14 protein-coding genes and 1 pseudogene are annotated in these 14,599 nt (G+C 62.8%); 4 read left to right on the top strand and 11 right to left on the bottom strand.

Annotated elements, in window-relative coordinates:
- The first annotated feature begins 9 nt into the window (after window positions 1-9).
- Both ASD07_RS20250 and ASD07_RS20255 read left to right on the top strand, forming a co-directional pair.
- On the top strand, window positions 10-2,073 hold the full coding sequence (locus ASD07_RS20250) for a TonB-dependent siderophore receptor (protein ID WP_055934392.1): 2,064 nt from the start codon (window positions 10-12) through the stop codon (window positions 2,071-2,073).
- 68 nt (window positions 2,074-2,141) lie between these two features.
- Window positions 2,142-2,843: a M23 family metallopeptidase gene (locus ASD07_RS20255; RefSeq protein WP_055934395.1), complete on the top strand. Its 702-nt coding sequence runs from the start codon at window positions 2,142-2,144 to the stop codon at window positions 2,841-2,843.
- A 64-nt stretch (window positions 2,844-2,907) separates the two neighbouring features.
- On the opposite strand, the gene ASD07_RS32110 is transcribed toward ASD07_RS20255, so the two are convergent.
- From ASD07_RS32110 to pyrC, 6 genes are all read right to left on the bottom strand, one after another.
- Complete coding sequence (locus ASD07_RS32110) at window positions 2,908-3,036, bottom strand: hypothetical protein (RefSeq protein WP_255357023.1); 129 nt, start codon at window positions 3,034-3,036, stop codon at window positions 2,908-2,910.
- 1 nt (window position 3,037) lies between these two features.
- Complete coding sequence (locus ASD07_RS20260; RefSeq protein ID WP_055934510.1) at window positions 3,038-4,264, bottom strand: MFS transporter; 1,227 nt, start codon at window positions 4,262-4,264, stop codon at window positions 3,038-3,040.
- Between the two features lie 75 nt (window positions 4,265-4,339).
- Window positions 4,340-4,834: a hypothetical protein gene (locus ASD07_RS20265; protein WP_055934398.1), complete on the bottom strand. Its 495-nt coding sequence runs from the start codon at window positions 4,832-4,834 to the stop codon at window positions 4,340-4,342.
- Window positions 4,835-4,932: 98 nt separating this feature from the next.
- The gene (locus tag ASD07_RS20270) at window positions 4,933-5,916 is read right to left on the bottom strand and encodes a Gfo/Idh/MocA family protein (protein WP_055934400.1); all 984 of its coding nucleotides are present in this window, start codon (window positions 5,914-5,916) and stop codon (window positions 4,933-4,935) included.
- A 13-nt stretch (window positions 5,917-5,929) separates the two neighbouring features.
- Window positions 5,930-6,724 carry a DUF3025 domain-containing protein gene (locus ASD07_RS20275; protein WP_055934402.1) on the bottom strand — a complete coding sequence of 265 codons (795 nt, stop codon included), beginning with the start codon at window positions 6,722-6,724 and terminating at the stop codon, window positions 5,930-5,932.
- The gene (gene pyrC, locus ASD07_RS20280; RefSeq protein ID WP_055934404.1) at window positions 6,725-7,774 is read right to left on the bottom strand and encodes a dihydroorotase; all 1,050 of its coding nucleotides are present in this window, start codon (window positions 7,772-7,774) and stop codon (window positions 6,725-6,727) included.
- A gap of 110 nt (window positions 7,775-7,884) precedes the next feature.
- Here pyrC and ASD07_RS20285 point away from each other — a divergent pair, with 110 nt between their 5' ends.
- A complete protein-coding gene (locus ASD07_RS20285) occupies window positions 7,885-8,370 on the top strand; it encodes a VOC family protein (RefSeq protein ID WP_055934406.1) in 486 nt (161 codons plus the stop codon).
- Between the two features lie 184 nt (window positions 8,371-8,554).
- Here ASD07_RS20285 and ASD07_RS20290 read toward each other — a convergent pair whose 3' ends face one another.
- The 4 genes from ASD07_RS20290 to ASD07_RS20305 are packed head-to-tail and all read right to left on the bottom strand — an operon-like array spanning window position 8,555 to window position 11,653.
- Window positions 8,555-9,247: an amino acid ABC transporter permease gene (locus ASD07_RS20290; RefSeq protein ID WP_055934408.1), complete on the bottom strand. Its 693-nt coding sequence runs from the start codon at window positions 9,245-9,247 to the stop codon at window positions 8,555-8,557.
- Window positions 9,247-9,993 (bottom strand): amino acid ABC transporter permease, encoded by a 747-nt coding sequence (locus ASD07_RS20295; protein WP_055934410.1) that lies wholly within the window; start codon window positions 9,991-9,993, stop codon window positions 9,247-9,249. Before ASD07_RS20295 ends, ASD07_RS20290 begins: the two co-directional genes overlap by 1 nt.
- 1 nt (window position 9,994) lies before the next feature.
- Complete coding sequence (locus ASD07_RS20300; RefSeq protein WP_055934413.1) at window positions 9,995-10,891, bottom strand: amino acid ABC transporter substrate-binding protein; 897 nt, start codon at window positions 10,889-10,891, stop codon at window positions 9,995-9,997.
- Between the two features lie 36 nt (window positions 10,892-10,927).
- A complete protein-coding gene (locus tag ASD07_RS20305) occupies window positions 10,928-11,653 on the bottom strand; it encodes an amino acid ABC transporter ATP-binding protein (RefSeq protein ID WP_055934415.1) in 726 nt (241 codons plus the stop codon).
- Window positions 11,654-11,790: 137 nt separating this feature from the next.
- On the opposite strand from ASD07_RS20305, the gene ASD07_RS20310 reads away from it, so the two are divergent.
- The gene (locus tag ASD07_RS20310) at window positions 11,791-13,062 is read left to right on the top strand and encodes a dicarboxylate/amino acid:cation symporter (protein WP_055934417.1); all 1,272 of its coding nucleotides are present in this window, start codon (window positions 11,791-11,793) and stop codon (window positions 13,060-13,062) included.
- 76 nt (window positions 13,063-13,138) lie between these two features.
- Here the strand turns inward: ASD07_RS20310 and ASD07_RS20315 are convergent.
- A pseudogene (locus ASD07_RS20315) lies at window positions 13,139-14,599 on the bottom strand (M20 family peptidase); the annotation flags it as partial.

A 14,599-nucleotide genomic window follows, 5' to 3' on the forward strand; every position in this document is an offset into this window, starting at 1 on the left:
GGAAACGCAATGAAGAAGACCGCATTCATGCTGGCCGCCGCGCTGGCAGCCCAAGTCGCGCCTGCGCAGCCGGTTGTCGAAATCAAATCGGCGCGCCTCGACCAGCGCAAGGAAGATACCGCCAGCACCCTTGTGCTGACCCGCGATGACCTGGCCGCGAATGGCGACCGCACTGTAGCCGATGCCCTGCGCCGCCTGCCCGGCATCACCGTCAGCGACAGTGCAGGGATCCGCATGCGCGGCCTGGGCAACGGCTACACGCAAATCCTGTTGAACGGACAGCCCGCTCCCAACGGCTTCTCGCTGGACAGCTTGCCGCCGGAAGTGATCGAACGCGTCGAAGTGCTGCGCAGCGCTTCCGCCATCCTGGGCACGCAAGGTATCGCCGGAACCATCAACATCGTGCTGCGCAAATCCGTCAGCCGCAGCACGCGGGAAATTCAGCTCGGTTTGGATAGCCTGCACGGCGCCTGGTCGCCGCGCCTCGCCGCGCAATCCACCGGCAAAGCCGAAGGATGGTCGCACAACGCCAGCGCCGTACTGTCCCGCAGCATTACGCCCGCCGACCGCACCATCACTGACAGCGCGCCGGGCATGCTGCGCAATATCCGCTCGCATGAGGACAACGTCGGCGACTCGCTCAACCTCAGCCCGCGCCTGAATTGGAGCACCGCCAATGGCGACAGCTTCGCGCTGCAAACCATCGCCACCGCAAACCGCCGCGACATCAAATACCGTTCGCAGGAAGAAGTGCGGCTCGGCACCTCAGGCGACTTTGCGCAAGTACGCAGCAGCTTTCACTTGCGCGGCTATTTCCTGCGCAGCGAGCTGACCTGGCAACGCAAGCTGGCCAGCGGCGCACAGTGGGAGCTCAAGATCGGCGGCAACACGGCCCCGCGCGATACCGCGTTCGATTTCGCCGGCTTGCCGCTGGCAGGCCCCGGCCCGACCATACGCCATGTCGATGGCGACATCCGTGAGCACGGCTTTAACTACGGCGGCAAATATTCGCACCCGCTGGGCGGCGGGCACGCCCTGGTGGCCGGCTGGGACGGCTCCGCCCTCCAGCGCATGCAGACACGCATTGAGCACGAGTACAACCATGCCGGTGCGCTCAACTTCCTGCGCGACGACCGCTACGACGGCCGCATCGAGCGCCTGGCAGCCTTTGCGCAGGACGCATGGAAGCGCGACGATGATTCCTGGTCCGCCGGCCTGCGCTGGGAAACCATGCACACCGAAGCCCATGACCGCAACACCGCATCGGTGCGCCGGCGCAGCACCGTCATCAGCCCCGTGCTCGAATGGATGCGCAAGCTGCCCGGCGACAGCCAGTTGCGCGTTGGCGCCAGCCGTAGTTACAAGGCGCCCAATATGCTCGACCTGATCCCGCGCCGCTTCACGTCCGACAACAACAACAGCCCAACCAATCCCGACACCCAGGGTAATCCCTCCCTGCGCCCCGAACTGGCATGGGGCCTCGATGCCGGCATCGACTACTACTTTGCCAAGGACAGCCTGTTCAGCGCCAGCATCTACGCACGCGACATCGACAACGTGATCTTGTCGACCCTGTACCGCGACGGCGAGCGCTGGATCACCATGCCGGCCAACCTTGGCGGCGCGCGCGTGCACGGCCTGACGTTGGAATTGCGGATGCCGCTGACGGCCTCGCTATCGATGCGCGCCAACGCTACCTTCAACCACTCCCGTCTCGACAGCGTGCCGGGGCCTGGCAACCGGCTGGCCGCGCAGGCGCCACTGAGTGGGACTGCAGCACTCAGCTATAAGCGCGCAGCCTTGGCACTGGATGCCGAGTTCTCGTATGAAGCTGGGGGAGCCAGCCGCGATTCGGCCACATTGATTTCGAGCGCGCCCTACCAGCGCAAGCTGGACCTGCGTGCCACCTGGAAGCTGTCGCCTCGCCGGGAATTCCTCGTTGCCGTGTCCGACCTTCTACACCCGGACCGCGCCAGCACCGATCGGTACGAGGGCGCGGCCTGGCGCCAGACCGCCATCAGCACGCGCGGCGGCACCACCTTACGCCTTAACTACAAGCAGAACTTCAACTAACGAAAGAAACATTGTCTGTTCCTTACGAATTTGCCATGCAGCACATTGTTATGCGAAACTCGCCCGCTATGCCGAAAATCACCAACATCCTCCTGATGGCCATGCTGGCCGCCGCCAACTTCATGCAAACCGCAGCCGCGATGCCTGAACCATTGGACATTCCGCCGCCACAGGAAGAGAAAGAGCCGAAAGAATCGCTCCTGCAGCAATGGCGCCTGCCGCTGGAAGGGGGCCGCGTCAGCAGCTTCTTTGGCGCCGCACGCGGACGCCGCGCGCATGGCGGCATCGACTTCTCGGTGCCGCACAACACGCCGGTCATGGCGACCAACGAAGGCACCGTCGTTGCATCCGGCATGGGCTACCTGGGTGATCGCAAATACGGCAATGTGGTGGTGATTGAACATGAAGGCGGACTGCGTTCGCTGTACGCCCACCTGAACAAGCGCAATGTGAGTATCGGCGACACGGTAGCTGCCGGCGAATTGATCGGCCTGTCCGGCGCCACCGGCCGCGCTACCGGTCCTCACCTGCACCTGGAAGCCTACCAGGACGGCACCCGCATCGACCCGAACCGCTTCATGCTGGCCAACCTGGAAGATAACGCCCTGCCGTCGGCCATGAACGCCAAGCGCACCGGCGTAGAAGAAGTCCCGCCAGCGCCGCACAAGGCCGGCAAAGGACGCAAAGCCGCTCGCGCCGACAGCGACAAGACTTCGAAAAAGAAAACGCAGGTCGCCCAGAAGACCAGCAAGTCGCGCAAGCAGGCGTAAGGCAGCCAGGCGATAACCTCCAAAGTACCCGCTTCCAACCGGCGAAGCGCTTCCGGTCCAATTATCAAAGGCAGAGATAGATGCGGTTGGCCAGGTCGAGCATGAAGGCCGGCTGCAGATAGGCCATGAATGCCAGCGCCAGCACGGCGGCGCCCAACGCCCACAGGCCGATACGGAGCAGCCGCTGTTTCATGTCAGGCAGCCTTCAGTTTCGGTTCGCCGCGCACCAGCGGGCGTTCGTCGATCGGCAGGTTGGCCAGGCCGGCGAAAATGCCGAGTCCGAGGGTGATGCCCCACACTACGTCGTAGCTGCCTAGCTTGTCGAACAGGTAGCCGCCCAGCCAAACGCCGATGAAGCTACCTACCTGGTGCGACAGGAACACCACGCCGGCCAGCATCGACATATGCTTCAAGCCGAACACGCCGGCGATGATGCCATTGGTGAGCGGCACCGTGGCCAGCCACAGGAAGCCAATGGCCGCGGCAAACAGGTAGACCGACCACTGCGACAAAGGCGCCAGCAGGAACAGGCCGATCACCACCGAGCGCGCAAAGTAGATCGAGGAAAGCAGGTAGCGCTTCGGCATGCGGCCGCCCAACTGGCCGGCAGTGAAAGAGCCGAAGATGTTGAACAGGCCGATCAGCGCCAGCGCCATCACCGCCACGCCCGGCGTGGCAATGCCCTTGTCTTTCAGGTAGGCCGGCAGGTGGGCGCCGACGAAGACCAGCTGGAAGCCGCACACGAAATACCCTGCCACCAGCAGCATGAAAGACCGGTTGCCCACCGCTTCGCGCATTGCCTCGCCCACGCTCTGGTTGGCGCCGCCCGTCGCGACGGCATGTTTAGGCTCGCGCAGGAAAATCGTCATCGGAATCATCAGCAGGAATACCACGCCTGCCAGGACATGGAAGGCGTGCTGCCAACCGATGGAGGAAATCAGTTGCTGCTCGATTGGCATCATCAGGAACTGGCCGAAGGAGCTGGCCGCACCCGAGACGCCGAAGGCCCAGGAACGCTTTTCAACCGGCGCCGCGCGGCCGATGATGCCGCTCACCGCACCGAAAGCGGTACACGCCAGGCCGAGGCCGATGAACACGCCGGAGCCGAGAATGAACAGGGTCGGCTGGGTCACCGTGGCCATCCACACCAGGCCGGCCATATAGGAGAAGGCGCCGGCGATCACCACGCGCTGGGTGCCCCAGCGGTCCGCCACCATGCCGGCGAAGGGCCCGAAGGCGCCCCACAGCAGGTTTTGCAGCGCCAGCGCCAGCGAATAGGTTTCACGCGTCCAGCCATTGGCCTGCGAAACCGGCTGCATCCAGAAGCCGAAGCCGTGGCGCACACCCATCGACAGCGTCAGTACGACGCCGGTGGTGAGCAGGATCGTCTTGAGATCAAGTTGGCGGTCGTTGCTGGTCATGGCGGCATCCTGGCTGGCTAAGAGGGCCAGTGTAAAGGATGCCGCCAAATCCTGCTGGCGGCCGCCGAAATGCCTTTAGCGCTTCCAGTAGCTCATGCGGCCGCTCATGACCAGGGTGCCGGCGCCGGTCGCCATGTCTTCGGTGCCCTGCAGCTGGCCGCCGCCGGTGGCGAACATGTACTGGCCGGTGCCGCCGGTGATCTGGAAGGTGGCGCCGCTGAAGACGTAATTGGTGCCCTGCCCGGTCGGCACGAACTGGCCGCTGTAATTGGCATAAAGCTGCTCTCCGGACACGGTCATCACGATGAAGCGGCCACGGTTGAAATTGAAGATGGCGCCGTCCGGGGTGATGCAGTCGTTGGCGACAAAGGCCACGCGCCCCAGCAAGGTGCTGCCGCCATGGCCGGTGATGGTGCCGCCGAATTTGGAGGGACAGCGCGCCGACGGCCCTGGCACTTCCTGGATCACGCCGGTTACTTGAATGTCAGTAGTGACCCATTGTGCCGAAGCGGCGCCGGATGCCAATGCCAGCGCCATTCCGCCCGCCAGCTTCAGGATTGCTTGATGCATACCACCCTCCAACCAAAGTTAAAAATACGATAATAACTTTATGATAATTGAAAGGGCTAATGGTTTTTTGTAAAGAGTTGTCGTGTGTGGCGCGCGCGTCAATCCACGCTGTAGCGCACCCCAAGCTGCGCGCGCAGCTCATCGAGCACGCCCATCAGCGCCACCGTCTCGTCGAGCGGCATTTCCGGGCTTTCCAGCAATCCTTCGCGCAGGCAGCGCCCAACTTCCATCGCTTCGTGTGCATAACCGTTGCCGATACGCGGGAAATGGAATTCGCGCTCGCTACCGTCGTTCATGGCAATGGTGAAGTGTTCGGCATGGTGGAAACGCCCATGCAAGCGCAGGAAACCGTTGTCTCCGCAAACGCTCAGCGTGGCCGGAGTGCGGGAATTCAGGCTGCAGCTACAGGCAGACAGGGATCCATCTTCGTGGTTCAGCACAAAATTGGCTTGCACGTCGACGCCGGCCGGGGTCAGCTCGCCGAAGCCGCGCGCGCCTTTGACGGGACCGAGAAAGAAGGCGGCCATCGACAGCGGGTAGATCCCCAGGTCGAGCAGCGCACCGCCACCCAGTGCGGGATTGAACAAGCGATGTTCGGGACCGGCATCGGCTGCGAAACCGAGATCCGCCTGCAGGTTACGCACCTTGCCGATCTCGCCCATGTCGATCATGCGCCTGGCTTCAAGGATGGCGGGCTGGAAGCGGGTCCACATGGCTTCCATCACGAACAGCTTGCGCTCGCGCGCCAGGTCCACGACTTCCTGCGCTTCGCGGCGGTTCAGGGTAAAGGCCTTCTCGACCAGCAGCGCCTTGCCGCCCTTCAGGCACATGATGGCGTTCTCGTGGTGCATCGCGTGCGGCGTGGCGATGTAGATTACGTCCACCCCTTCGTCATCGGCCAGCGCCTGGTAGTCGCCATGGGCGCGTTTTGCGCCATACTCCCTGGCAAACTCGGTAGCGCTATCTAAGCTGCGCGAAGCAACCGCCGCCAGTTCGACATCAGGCACCTCGCGCAGTGCTGTGGCGAAGGCCTTGGCGATCTTGCCGGTGCCGAGGATGCCCCAGCGAATAATCCTGTCCATTCAAAGCTCCTTTTCAAGCGGCCTTCCGCTTCGGGCGGAATACCGTGTCGTCTGCATAAAAAGCGTCGTCCTGCTGCGGCCACCAGCCGGGAATGCCCAGCACCGGCAACGGTGTAAAGCCGCCTTTGGCCAGGCCTTCGCTGGCCAGGCGCGCTGCCTCGTCGCGATCCAGCCACGCGCGGCGGCCAGCTTCGTCCCGGGACCAGTAATCGCCGCCGGCCAGCACAACGCGGGTGTGGGCGGTGATCGCCTTGTAAGGCGCCACCAGCTTTTCCATCAGCGCGTGGCCGAATAGCCAGACTTCCGCATCGCGGCCGAACACGTCGGCACGCTCCACGAAGGCTTCGCGCCAACGGTGGTTGCGCAGGGCGTCCACCAGCGCCGCACCTCCGGCGTCGTCGCGCACGACCAGCAGCGCCGAGTTTTCGTCATAGATAGTAGCAGCATCGCGCGCGGGACCGCGCGATTTGCCCACGCCGACCTGTGCGATCTGCGCGGCCTGCAGGGCGTTGAGCTGGCGTTTGATGTGCGGGAAAGTCAGCCACACCAAGCCGTTGAAAAAGTCGTGCAGGTTGTCGCGGGTGGGTACCTGGCCGGTGGCGCCGATGAATTCTTCGTAGGCGACACCTTCGGGAAGCGAAGCTTGCGGCACGAAGCGCAGCGGCTGGCCTGCGTGGTTGGCCAGCGCCAGCGCGGCCGCCTGTTCGCAGAACGGCCGGACCACGCTGGGCAGGGAGAGGTCGATGCGGGAGGCTGCGTCCCGCACCGAGCCGTACCAGGCGCGGGTCCAGTCGATCTCTTGAAACACTTAGGCCATTTTCCAGTTGATCGTTTCGCCGGCATTCAGCGGGATCAGTTTGGAGTCGCCGAATGGCAGGTCGGCCGGCAGCGTCCACTGCTCGCGCTTCAGGGTAATGGTGCCCTTGTTTGGCGCCAGGCCGTAGAAGGCCGGGCCGTTCAGGGAGGCGAAGGCTTCCAGCTTGTCCAGCGCGCCGGCGCGGGCGAACGCTTCGGTGTACAGCTCCATCGCGTGCAGCGCGGTGTAGCAGCCGGCGCAGCCGCAGGCCGCTTCCTTGGCGCCCTGTGCGTGCGGCGCGGAATCGGTGCCGAGGAAGAAGCGCTCGTCGCCGCTGGTTGCCGCGGTCACCAGCGCCAGGCGGTGTTCCTCGCGTTTCAGCACCGGCAGGCAGTAGTAGTGAGGACGAATGCCGCCCTTGAAGATCTCGTTGCGGTTGTACAGCAGGTGGTGGGCTGTGATGGTGGCAGCTATCGGACCTTCCGCTTCCGCCACGTATTGCGCGGCATCCTTGGTGGTGATGTGCTCGAACACGATGTTCAGCGCGGGCAGGTCCTTGCGCAGCGGGCGCATCACGCGCTCGATGAACACCGCTTCGCGGTCGAACAGATCGATGTCCTGGTCGGTCACTTCGCCGTGCACCAGGAAAGGCATGCCGACTTCCTGCATGGTTTCCAGCACCTTGTAGCACTTGGCCAGGTCGGTCACGCCGGCATCGGAATTGGTGGTGGCGCCGGCCGGGTACAGCTTGACCGCGTGCACAAAGCCGCTGTCGGCGGCGCGGATGATTTCGTCCGGCGAGGTGTTGTCGGTCAGGTAGAGCGTCATCAGCGGCTCGAAGTCCATGCCTTGCGGCAGGGCAGCCAGGATGCGGTCACGGTAGGCGGAGGCCTGCGCCACGGTGGTGACAGGAGGTTTCAAATTTGGCATCACGATCGCACGGCCAAACTGGCGCGCGGTGTCCGGCAGGACGCTCGCCATGGTGGCGCCATCGCGCAGGTGCAGGTGCCAATCGTCTGGGCGGGTGATGGTGATGCTGTGCGGGATCTCGAAGTCACTCATGGCTGCTGGCTTTCAATATGCGAATCCCGTCATTTTACCTGTTGAATCGCGCCTGCCGCGAGAATGTGCGATATTGGCAGTTCCCCTGCAATCCTTTGAGGAGGCAAGCGATGGCTAGCAAAAATACAGTCTGCCTTTGGTACGACGGCGACGCATTGGATGCCGCGACGTTTTACGCAAAAACCTTCCCCGACAGCTCAGTAGGCGCAATTACCCGTGCACCGGGTGATTACCCCGACGGCAAGCAAGGCGATCCCCTGGTGGTCGAATTCACTGTTGCCGGCATTCCCTGCATTGGCCTGAATGGCGGCCCCCACTTCAAGCACAGCGAAGCCTTCTCCTTCCAGGTCCTGACTGAGGACCAGGCGGAAACCGACCGCCTGTGGAACGCCATCACCAGCAATGGCGGCCAGGAGAGCGAATGCGGCTGGTGCAAGGACCGTTGGGGCCTGTCCTGGCAGATTACGCCGCGCGTCCTGATGGAGGCGATGGCCGATCCGGACCGGGCGGCGGCCAAGCGGGCTTTCGATGCGATGATGGACATGAAGAAGATCGACGTCGCCAAGATCGAGAAAGCCTGGCGCGGTCCTGCTTAGGCGTCAGGCGGTGCCGGATGCTCCTCGGCGTAACGGCGCGCGGCTTCCAGCACCGCATCCAGCTGGCGGCGGTGCGGCGCCATAGCGCCCCAGTTTGCCAAGGCAACGCGGGCCGTTGACCACTGACGCTTGCAGCGCCTGCACGGCGCCAACCGAAAGTTTAGTCGTCCTGACTTTCGAGGGATCAGTAAATGATCGCGATGCGCCGCTGCATACGGCGCACCAGCCAGGACAAGAGCGTGCACAGGATGAAATACACCAGCGCCACAAAGACGTACATCTCAACCAGCCGCCCATCGCGCTGGGCGATCTTGCTGGCGGCGCCCACGAAGTCGGGAACGGACAGCACGTACACCAGCGACACATCCTGGAACAGCACAATCGTCTGCGTCAGCAGCACCGGCAGCATATTGCGGAATGCCTGCGGCAGCACGATCCGCGACATGGTCTGCCAGTAGTTCATGCCCAGCGCCTGCGCTGCGTGGACCTGTCCTTTCGGGATCGCCTGTATGCCGCCGCGCATGATCTCGCAGTAGTAGGCAGCCTGGAACAAGGTGAACGTGACCAGCGCAGACACGAACGTGCCGACCTTGACCGGCTCGGAAGCGCCGATCATCCACGCGGCGATATAGGGCACCAGGAAGTAGAACCAGAAGATCACCAGCACCAGCGGCACCGCGCGCACCAGGTTCACGTAGCCCGCGGCGGCCAGCCGCAAAAAGCGCAGCGACGACAGGCGCGCCATTGCCAGCAAAGTACCCAGCGCCACACCTCCCAGCATGGCCAGCACCGTCAGCTTGAGCGTAAAGACCATGCCAACCTGGAACAGGTAGACCCAGGAACTGGCGATCACGCTGAAGTCAAAGTTCGCAAACATCACGCAGCCCTCCGTACTTCAGCGCCCAAAGTACCAGGCAGCGCGAGGCGCCGCTCGAGCAGCGTCATGCCGGCGACAACGATGATGTTGGCGACCACGTAGATCGCGGTGGCGGCCGCAAACGCCTCAAAGAACTGGAAGGAGAACTCCTGCATCGAGCGTGCGCTGGCGGTCAGTTCCATCAAGCCGATCGTCAGCGCGACAGAGCTGTTCTTGATGATGTTGAGGAATTCGCTGGCCAGGGGCGGCAGCACGATGCGTAGTCCAAGCGGCAGCAATACGTATTCGTAGGCCTGCACGCGCGATAGTCCCAGTGCCAGCGCCGCCAGCCGCTGGCCGCCGGCGAGGGCGTTGATGCCTGCCGCCACCTGCACCGCAACGCGCGCGGAGGTGAAGAAACCCAGGCACAGGACCGCCGTAACGAAAGGCGCATTGGGCAGCGCCTTGAGCCAGTCGCCCGCAACGCGCGGCAGCAGCTCGGGCAGTACGAAAAACCACAGGAACATCTGCACCAGCAGTGGGATGTTGCGGAACACTTCGACCCAGCAGACGGCAAAGCGGCGCAACCAGCGATTGGGCGCTGTGCGCAGCGTGCCGACCACCACGCCCAGCACCAGCGCGATCACCCAGCCCGCGAGCGAGGTCGCCAGCGTCCATGCCAGGCCCGACCATAGCGTGTCCCAATAACTGTGCACACCGTCCGGGGACAGTTCCCAGAAGATGTGCCAGTTCCAGTTGTAGTGCATGCTATCTGTATGCAGCGGGATCCGGCGAATCGGTCGGCTTGGCCAGCACTGCCTTCAGTGTGGCCGGCATGGGGAAGTTCAGGTTCACGCCGCGCGGCGGGATCGGGCTCAAGAACCATTTTTTGTAGATGCGCTGGATTTCGTCGGACTGGTAAACCTTGCGCAAGGCCTCGTCGACCGACTTCTTGAACGGCATATCGTTCTTGCGCATCATGATGCCGTAAGGTTCAACCGACATTGCTTCCTTGCTGACAGCGAAATCTACCGGCGCCTTCGAGGTGGCCACCTGCGCCGCGAGCAGGATATCGTCATTGGCTTCCGCTTCGGCCCGTCCGGTCTCCAGCATCAGGAAGGATTCCGGATGGTCTTTGCCGATCAGGATCTTCATACCGAGCTTGCGCTCATTATTCATGATCGTCATCTGCTTCAGCGTCGTGGTGCCTGCAGTGGCCACCAGCACCCTGCCCTTCATGTCTTCCAGCGTCTGGATATTGGCAGACTTCTTGGCCAGCAACCGGCTGGAGATCACGAACATGGTCGGCGCGAACGCCACCTGCTGCTGGCGCTCCGCATTATTGGTGGTCGAGCCGCATTCGAGGTCGATGGTGCCGTTGGCCATCAGCGGGATGCGGTTGGCGGACGTGACCGGGTTGTAGGCCACCTTCAGCCCCGGCAGCGCGAGCTGCGTTTTCAGGTGCTCGACGACTTTCAGGCACAGGTCTACCGAGTAGCCCTGGTACTGCTGTTTGTCATCAAGATAAGAGAATGGAATGGAACCGTCGCGTACGCCCAGCACCACCTGGCCGGTGCGTTTGATCTTGGCCAGCGTGCCGGTGGGTTCCTGAGCGCTGGCCGCAGCAGCCAGGCAAAGAAGGGGAAGCAGGCGCAGAAAGGTCATGGTGTCCTCCGCTGGCGGGGACGATGACCCGCCCTGTTAGTGGATGATACGCGCTAAAAAGTCCCGTGCGCGCTCGGAACGGGGCGCGCCGAAGAATTCGTCCTTGCTGCAGTCTTCCAGGATGCGGCCTTTGTCCATGAAGACCACGCGGTTGGCCACCTTGCGGGCAAAACCCATTTCGTGGGTCACCACCATCATGGTCATGCCATCCTGCGCCAGGCCAACCATCACATCCAGCACTTCATTGATCATTTCCGGGTCCAGGGCGGACGTCGGCTCGTCGAACAGCATGGCAATCGGGTCCATTGCCAGGGCGCGGGCGATGGCTACGCGCTGCTGCTGTCCGCCCGAGAGCTGGTTCGGGAATTTGTCCTGGTGCGCCAGCAGGCCGACCCGGTCGAGGTACTTCAGGCCCTTGCCGTTGGCTTCGTCCTGCGAACGGCCCAGCACCTTGACCTGGCCCAGGGTCAGGTTTTCACGCACCGACAGGTGGGGAAACAGCTCGAAATTCTGGAAAACCATGCCAATTCGGGCGCGCAAGGCCGGCAAATCCGTACCTTTAGCGCCGACGGATGTTCCATCGACAATAATTTCGCCCTTCTGGAATGGTTCCAGCCCGTTAACTGTCTTGATCAGCGTCGATTTGCCCGAGCCGGACGGGCCGCAGATCACCATGACGTCGCCTTTGGCCACCTCGGTGCTGCACTCCGTAAGCACCTGAAAGTTGCCAAACCATTTACTTAAGTCTTTAATTGCGATCATCTTTTTCGGGTTTCAGCAGTTTTATTCTTGCTTGACAGTGGCCTAGAACCGCAAGGATACTTCGGGACTTGCTTAATAGCTCATCAAAGCGCTATTCATTCTAACGGCAAATCCGCCCTACTTCAGGAATCTTGCTTATGGCCAACAAAAACCGCCTGACCACCTACATCCTCGTCGGCCTGGCGTTGGGTATCCTCACCGGCTACGCCATCAATGTTTCGCAAACGGCGCCACAAGCAGCCAGTTTCGCGGACTACATGACCCTCATTACCACCCTGTTCCTGCGCCTGATCAAAATGATCATCGCGCCGCTGGTGTTCTCGACCCTGATGGTCGGCATTGCCAAAATGGGCGACACGCGGGAAGTTGGCCGCGTCGGTATCAAAACACTTGGCTGGTTCTTCATCGCATCGGTACTGTCGCTGACGCTGGGCCTGATCATGGTGAACATCTTCCGTCCGGGCGATGCGCTGCTGGGCCACATCCCGACTGACGGTGCCGCCGCTGCTGCTACGCTGCAGACATCCAGCCTGTCGCTGAAAGAATTCATCACCCACCTGGTGCCTTCCTCGATCATCGACGGCATGGCCAAGAACGAGATCCTGCAGATCGTGGTGTTCTCGCTGTTCTTCGGTACCGCGGCTGCTGCCGTGGGCAAGAAGGCGGAACCGCTGATCGAGGCAGTCGACGGCGTGGCACACATCATGCTGAAGGTAACCGGCTATGTGATGCAATTCGCCCCGTTCGCCGTCTTCGCGGCGGTTGCCGGCACCATCGCCAAGAGCGGCGTGGGCGTGCTGCAAACTTACGGCGTGTTCATGGCGGAGTTCTATCTGTCCATCGGCGTGCTGTGGGCGATCCTGATCTTCGCCGGCTTCCTGTTCCTGGGCAAGCGCGTGCTGAAGCTGCTGTCGGAAGTCAAAGAGCCAACCCTGCTGGCCTTCTCCACCGCGTCCTCCGAGGCCGCGTTCCCGAAAACGCTGGAAGGCCTGGAGCGCTTTGGCGTGCGTAACCGCATTGCGGCCTTCGTGCTGCCGATCGGCTACTCGTTCAACCTGGATGGCTCGATGATGTACTGCACCTTCGCGACGGTGTTCATCGCGCAGGCTTACGGCATCAATATGGACCTGGGCACCCAGATCACGATGATGACCGTGCTGATGCTGACCTCCAAGGGCATGGCCGGCGTACCGCGCGCATCGCTGGTGGTGATCGCCGCGACGCTGACGCAGTTCAAGATTCCTGAAGCTGGCCTGGTCCTGCTGCTGGGCATCGACCACTTCCTGGACATGGCGCGTTCCGCCACCAACGTGATCGGCAACTCGATTGCCACCGCCGTCGTAGCGAAGTGGGAAGGCGAGTTGACCAGCACCGACGACCGCGAACTGTCGGACCGCCCGCTGCCTTAAACAGCCAGCCTCCAACATAAAAGTCGGGGTCAGGTCCGGCAATCGGACATTTCGCAGAGCGAAATGTCCGATTGCCGGACCTGTTCAGCAGTTGATGGTAGAAGCGGATCATGTCCGCGTAGCCTTTCACCGACATGCGTTCGTTGGTGCCGTGGAAGCGCGGCAGGTCTTCCGGGTGGGCGCGCACGGGGCCGAATTTCAGTACGCTGTCGCTCATGCCGTCGAAGTAGCGCGAGTCGGTGGCGCCGATCATCAGGCCGGGCGCGACCACGACGTCGGGGAATACCTGGCGGATGGTACGGTTCACCGCCGTAAAGGCCGCGCTGTCCAGGCGTGCCACGCGCGAGGCTTCAGTGTTGAAGTCGCCGTCGGGGCTGATGCGGATCTTGTCGTTGCCGATCACCTGGTGCATATGCTGCTCGACGCCGGCCAGCTTGTCGCCCGGCAGCAGGCGGAAGTTGACGGTGGCACTGGCGGCCCCCGGCAACACGTTATCCTTTACGCCGGCGTTGACGATGGTCAGCGCGGTGGTAGTGCGCACCAGCGCATTCACGCTTGGCGTCCTGGTCAGCATCCGCTCCAGCATCGGCTTGAACAGCCAGAAGTTCGACAGCGCCACGCGGTTCATGCCGGTCATTTCCGGCGCCATCATCTCGAAGCTTTGCTGCGGCAGGCCGGCCATGCGCACCGGCATCGGATTGGCTTCCAGCGCAACGAGGGCTTTGCTCATCATGCCGATGGCAGTGTCCTGCGGCGGCATCGAGGAATGGCCTGGCGCAGTCTCCAGTTCCAGCTTGTAGCTGGCGTAGCCCTTCTCCGCTACGCCAACCATGGCGGCACCGGGCTGCAGCCCCGGCACCATGCCGTGCACGATCATCAGGCCTTCATCCAGCACGTAATCGAGTTTGACGCCGCGCGACTTGAGCAGCTCGGCGATCTTTGCGGCGCCGCGCTTGCCGCCGACTTCTTCATCAGCGCCGTAAGCCAGGTAGACGGTGCGGCGCGGCTTGAAGCCGGCGGCCAGCAGCATTTCAACGGCTTCCATCTGGGCGTAGAGATTGCCCTTGTCGTCCCACGAGCCTCGGCCCCAGATGAAGCCATCGCGCACCATGCCGCCGAACGGCAGCTGCTCCCAGTTCTTTTCCGTACCGGGGGCGATAGGAACTACATCCTGGTGCGCCATCCACATCACTGGTGCGGCGCCGGCGTCGCTGCCCTGCCAGGTGTAGAGCAGGGCCTTGCCGTTGACGTTCTCGCGTTTCAGCGTGGCATGCAGGCGGGGGAAGCTGGCTTGCAGGTGGGCGTGCAGCTTGTCGAATTCGGCGCCGTTGGCGTCGGCATCCTTATAGTCGGAGATGGTCACGAAGCGAAGTGATTCCCCCAGGCGCTGCGCCGCTGCGGCTTCGTCGATCGCCAGGGCCGGCGCTTTGTCCACCGTCAGCTGTTTGCTGCCGCTGCGCGCTGTATTGACGCCGACGGCCACTGCCAGCACACCGATTGCCGCAAGGGAAATTGCCAGAACCTTCTTCACCGCCAT

Source organism: Duganella sp. Root336D2 (genome assembly GCF_001425005.1).
Taxonomy (GTDB): domain Bacteria; phylum Pseudomonadota; class Gammaproteobacteria; order Burkholderiales; family Burkholderiaceae_D; genus Rugamonas.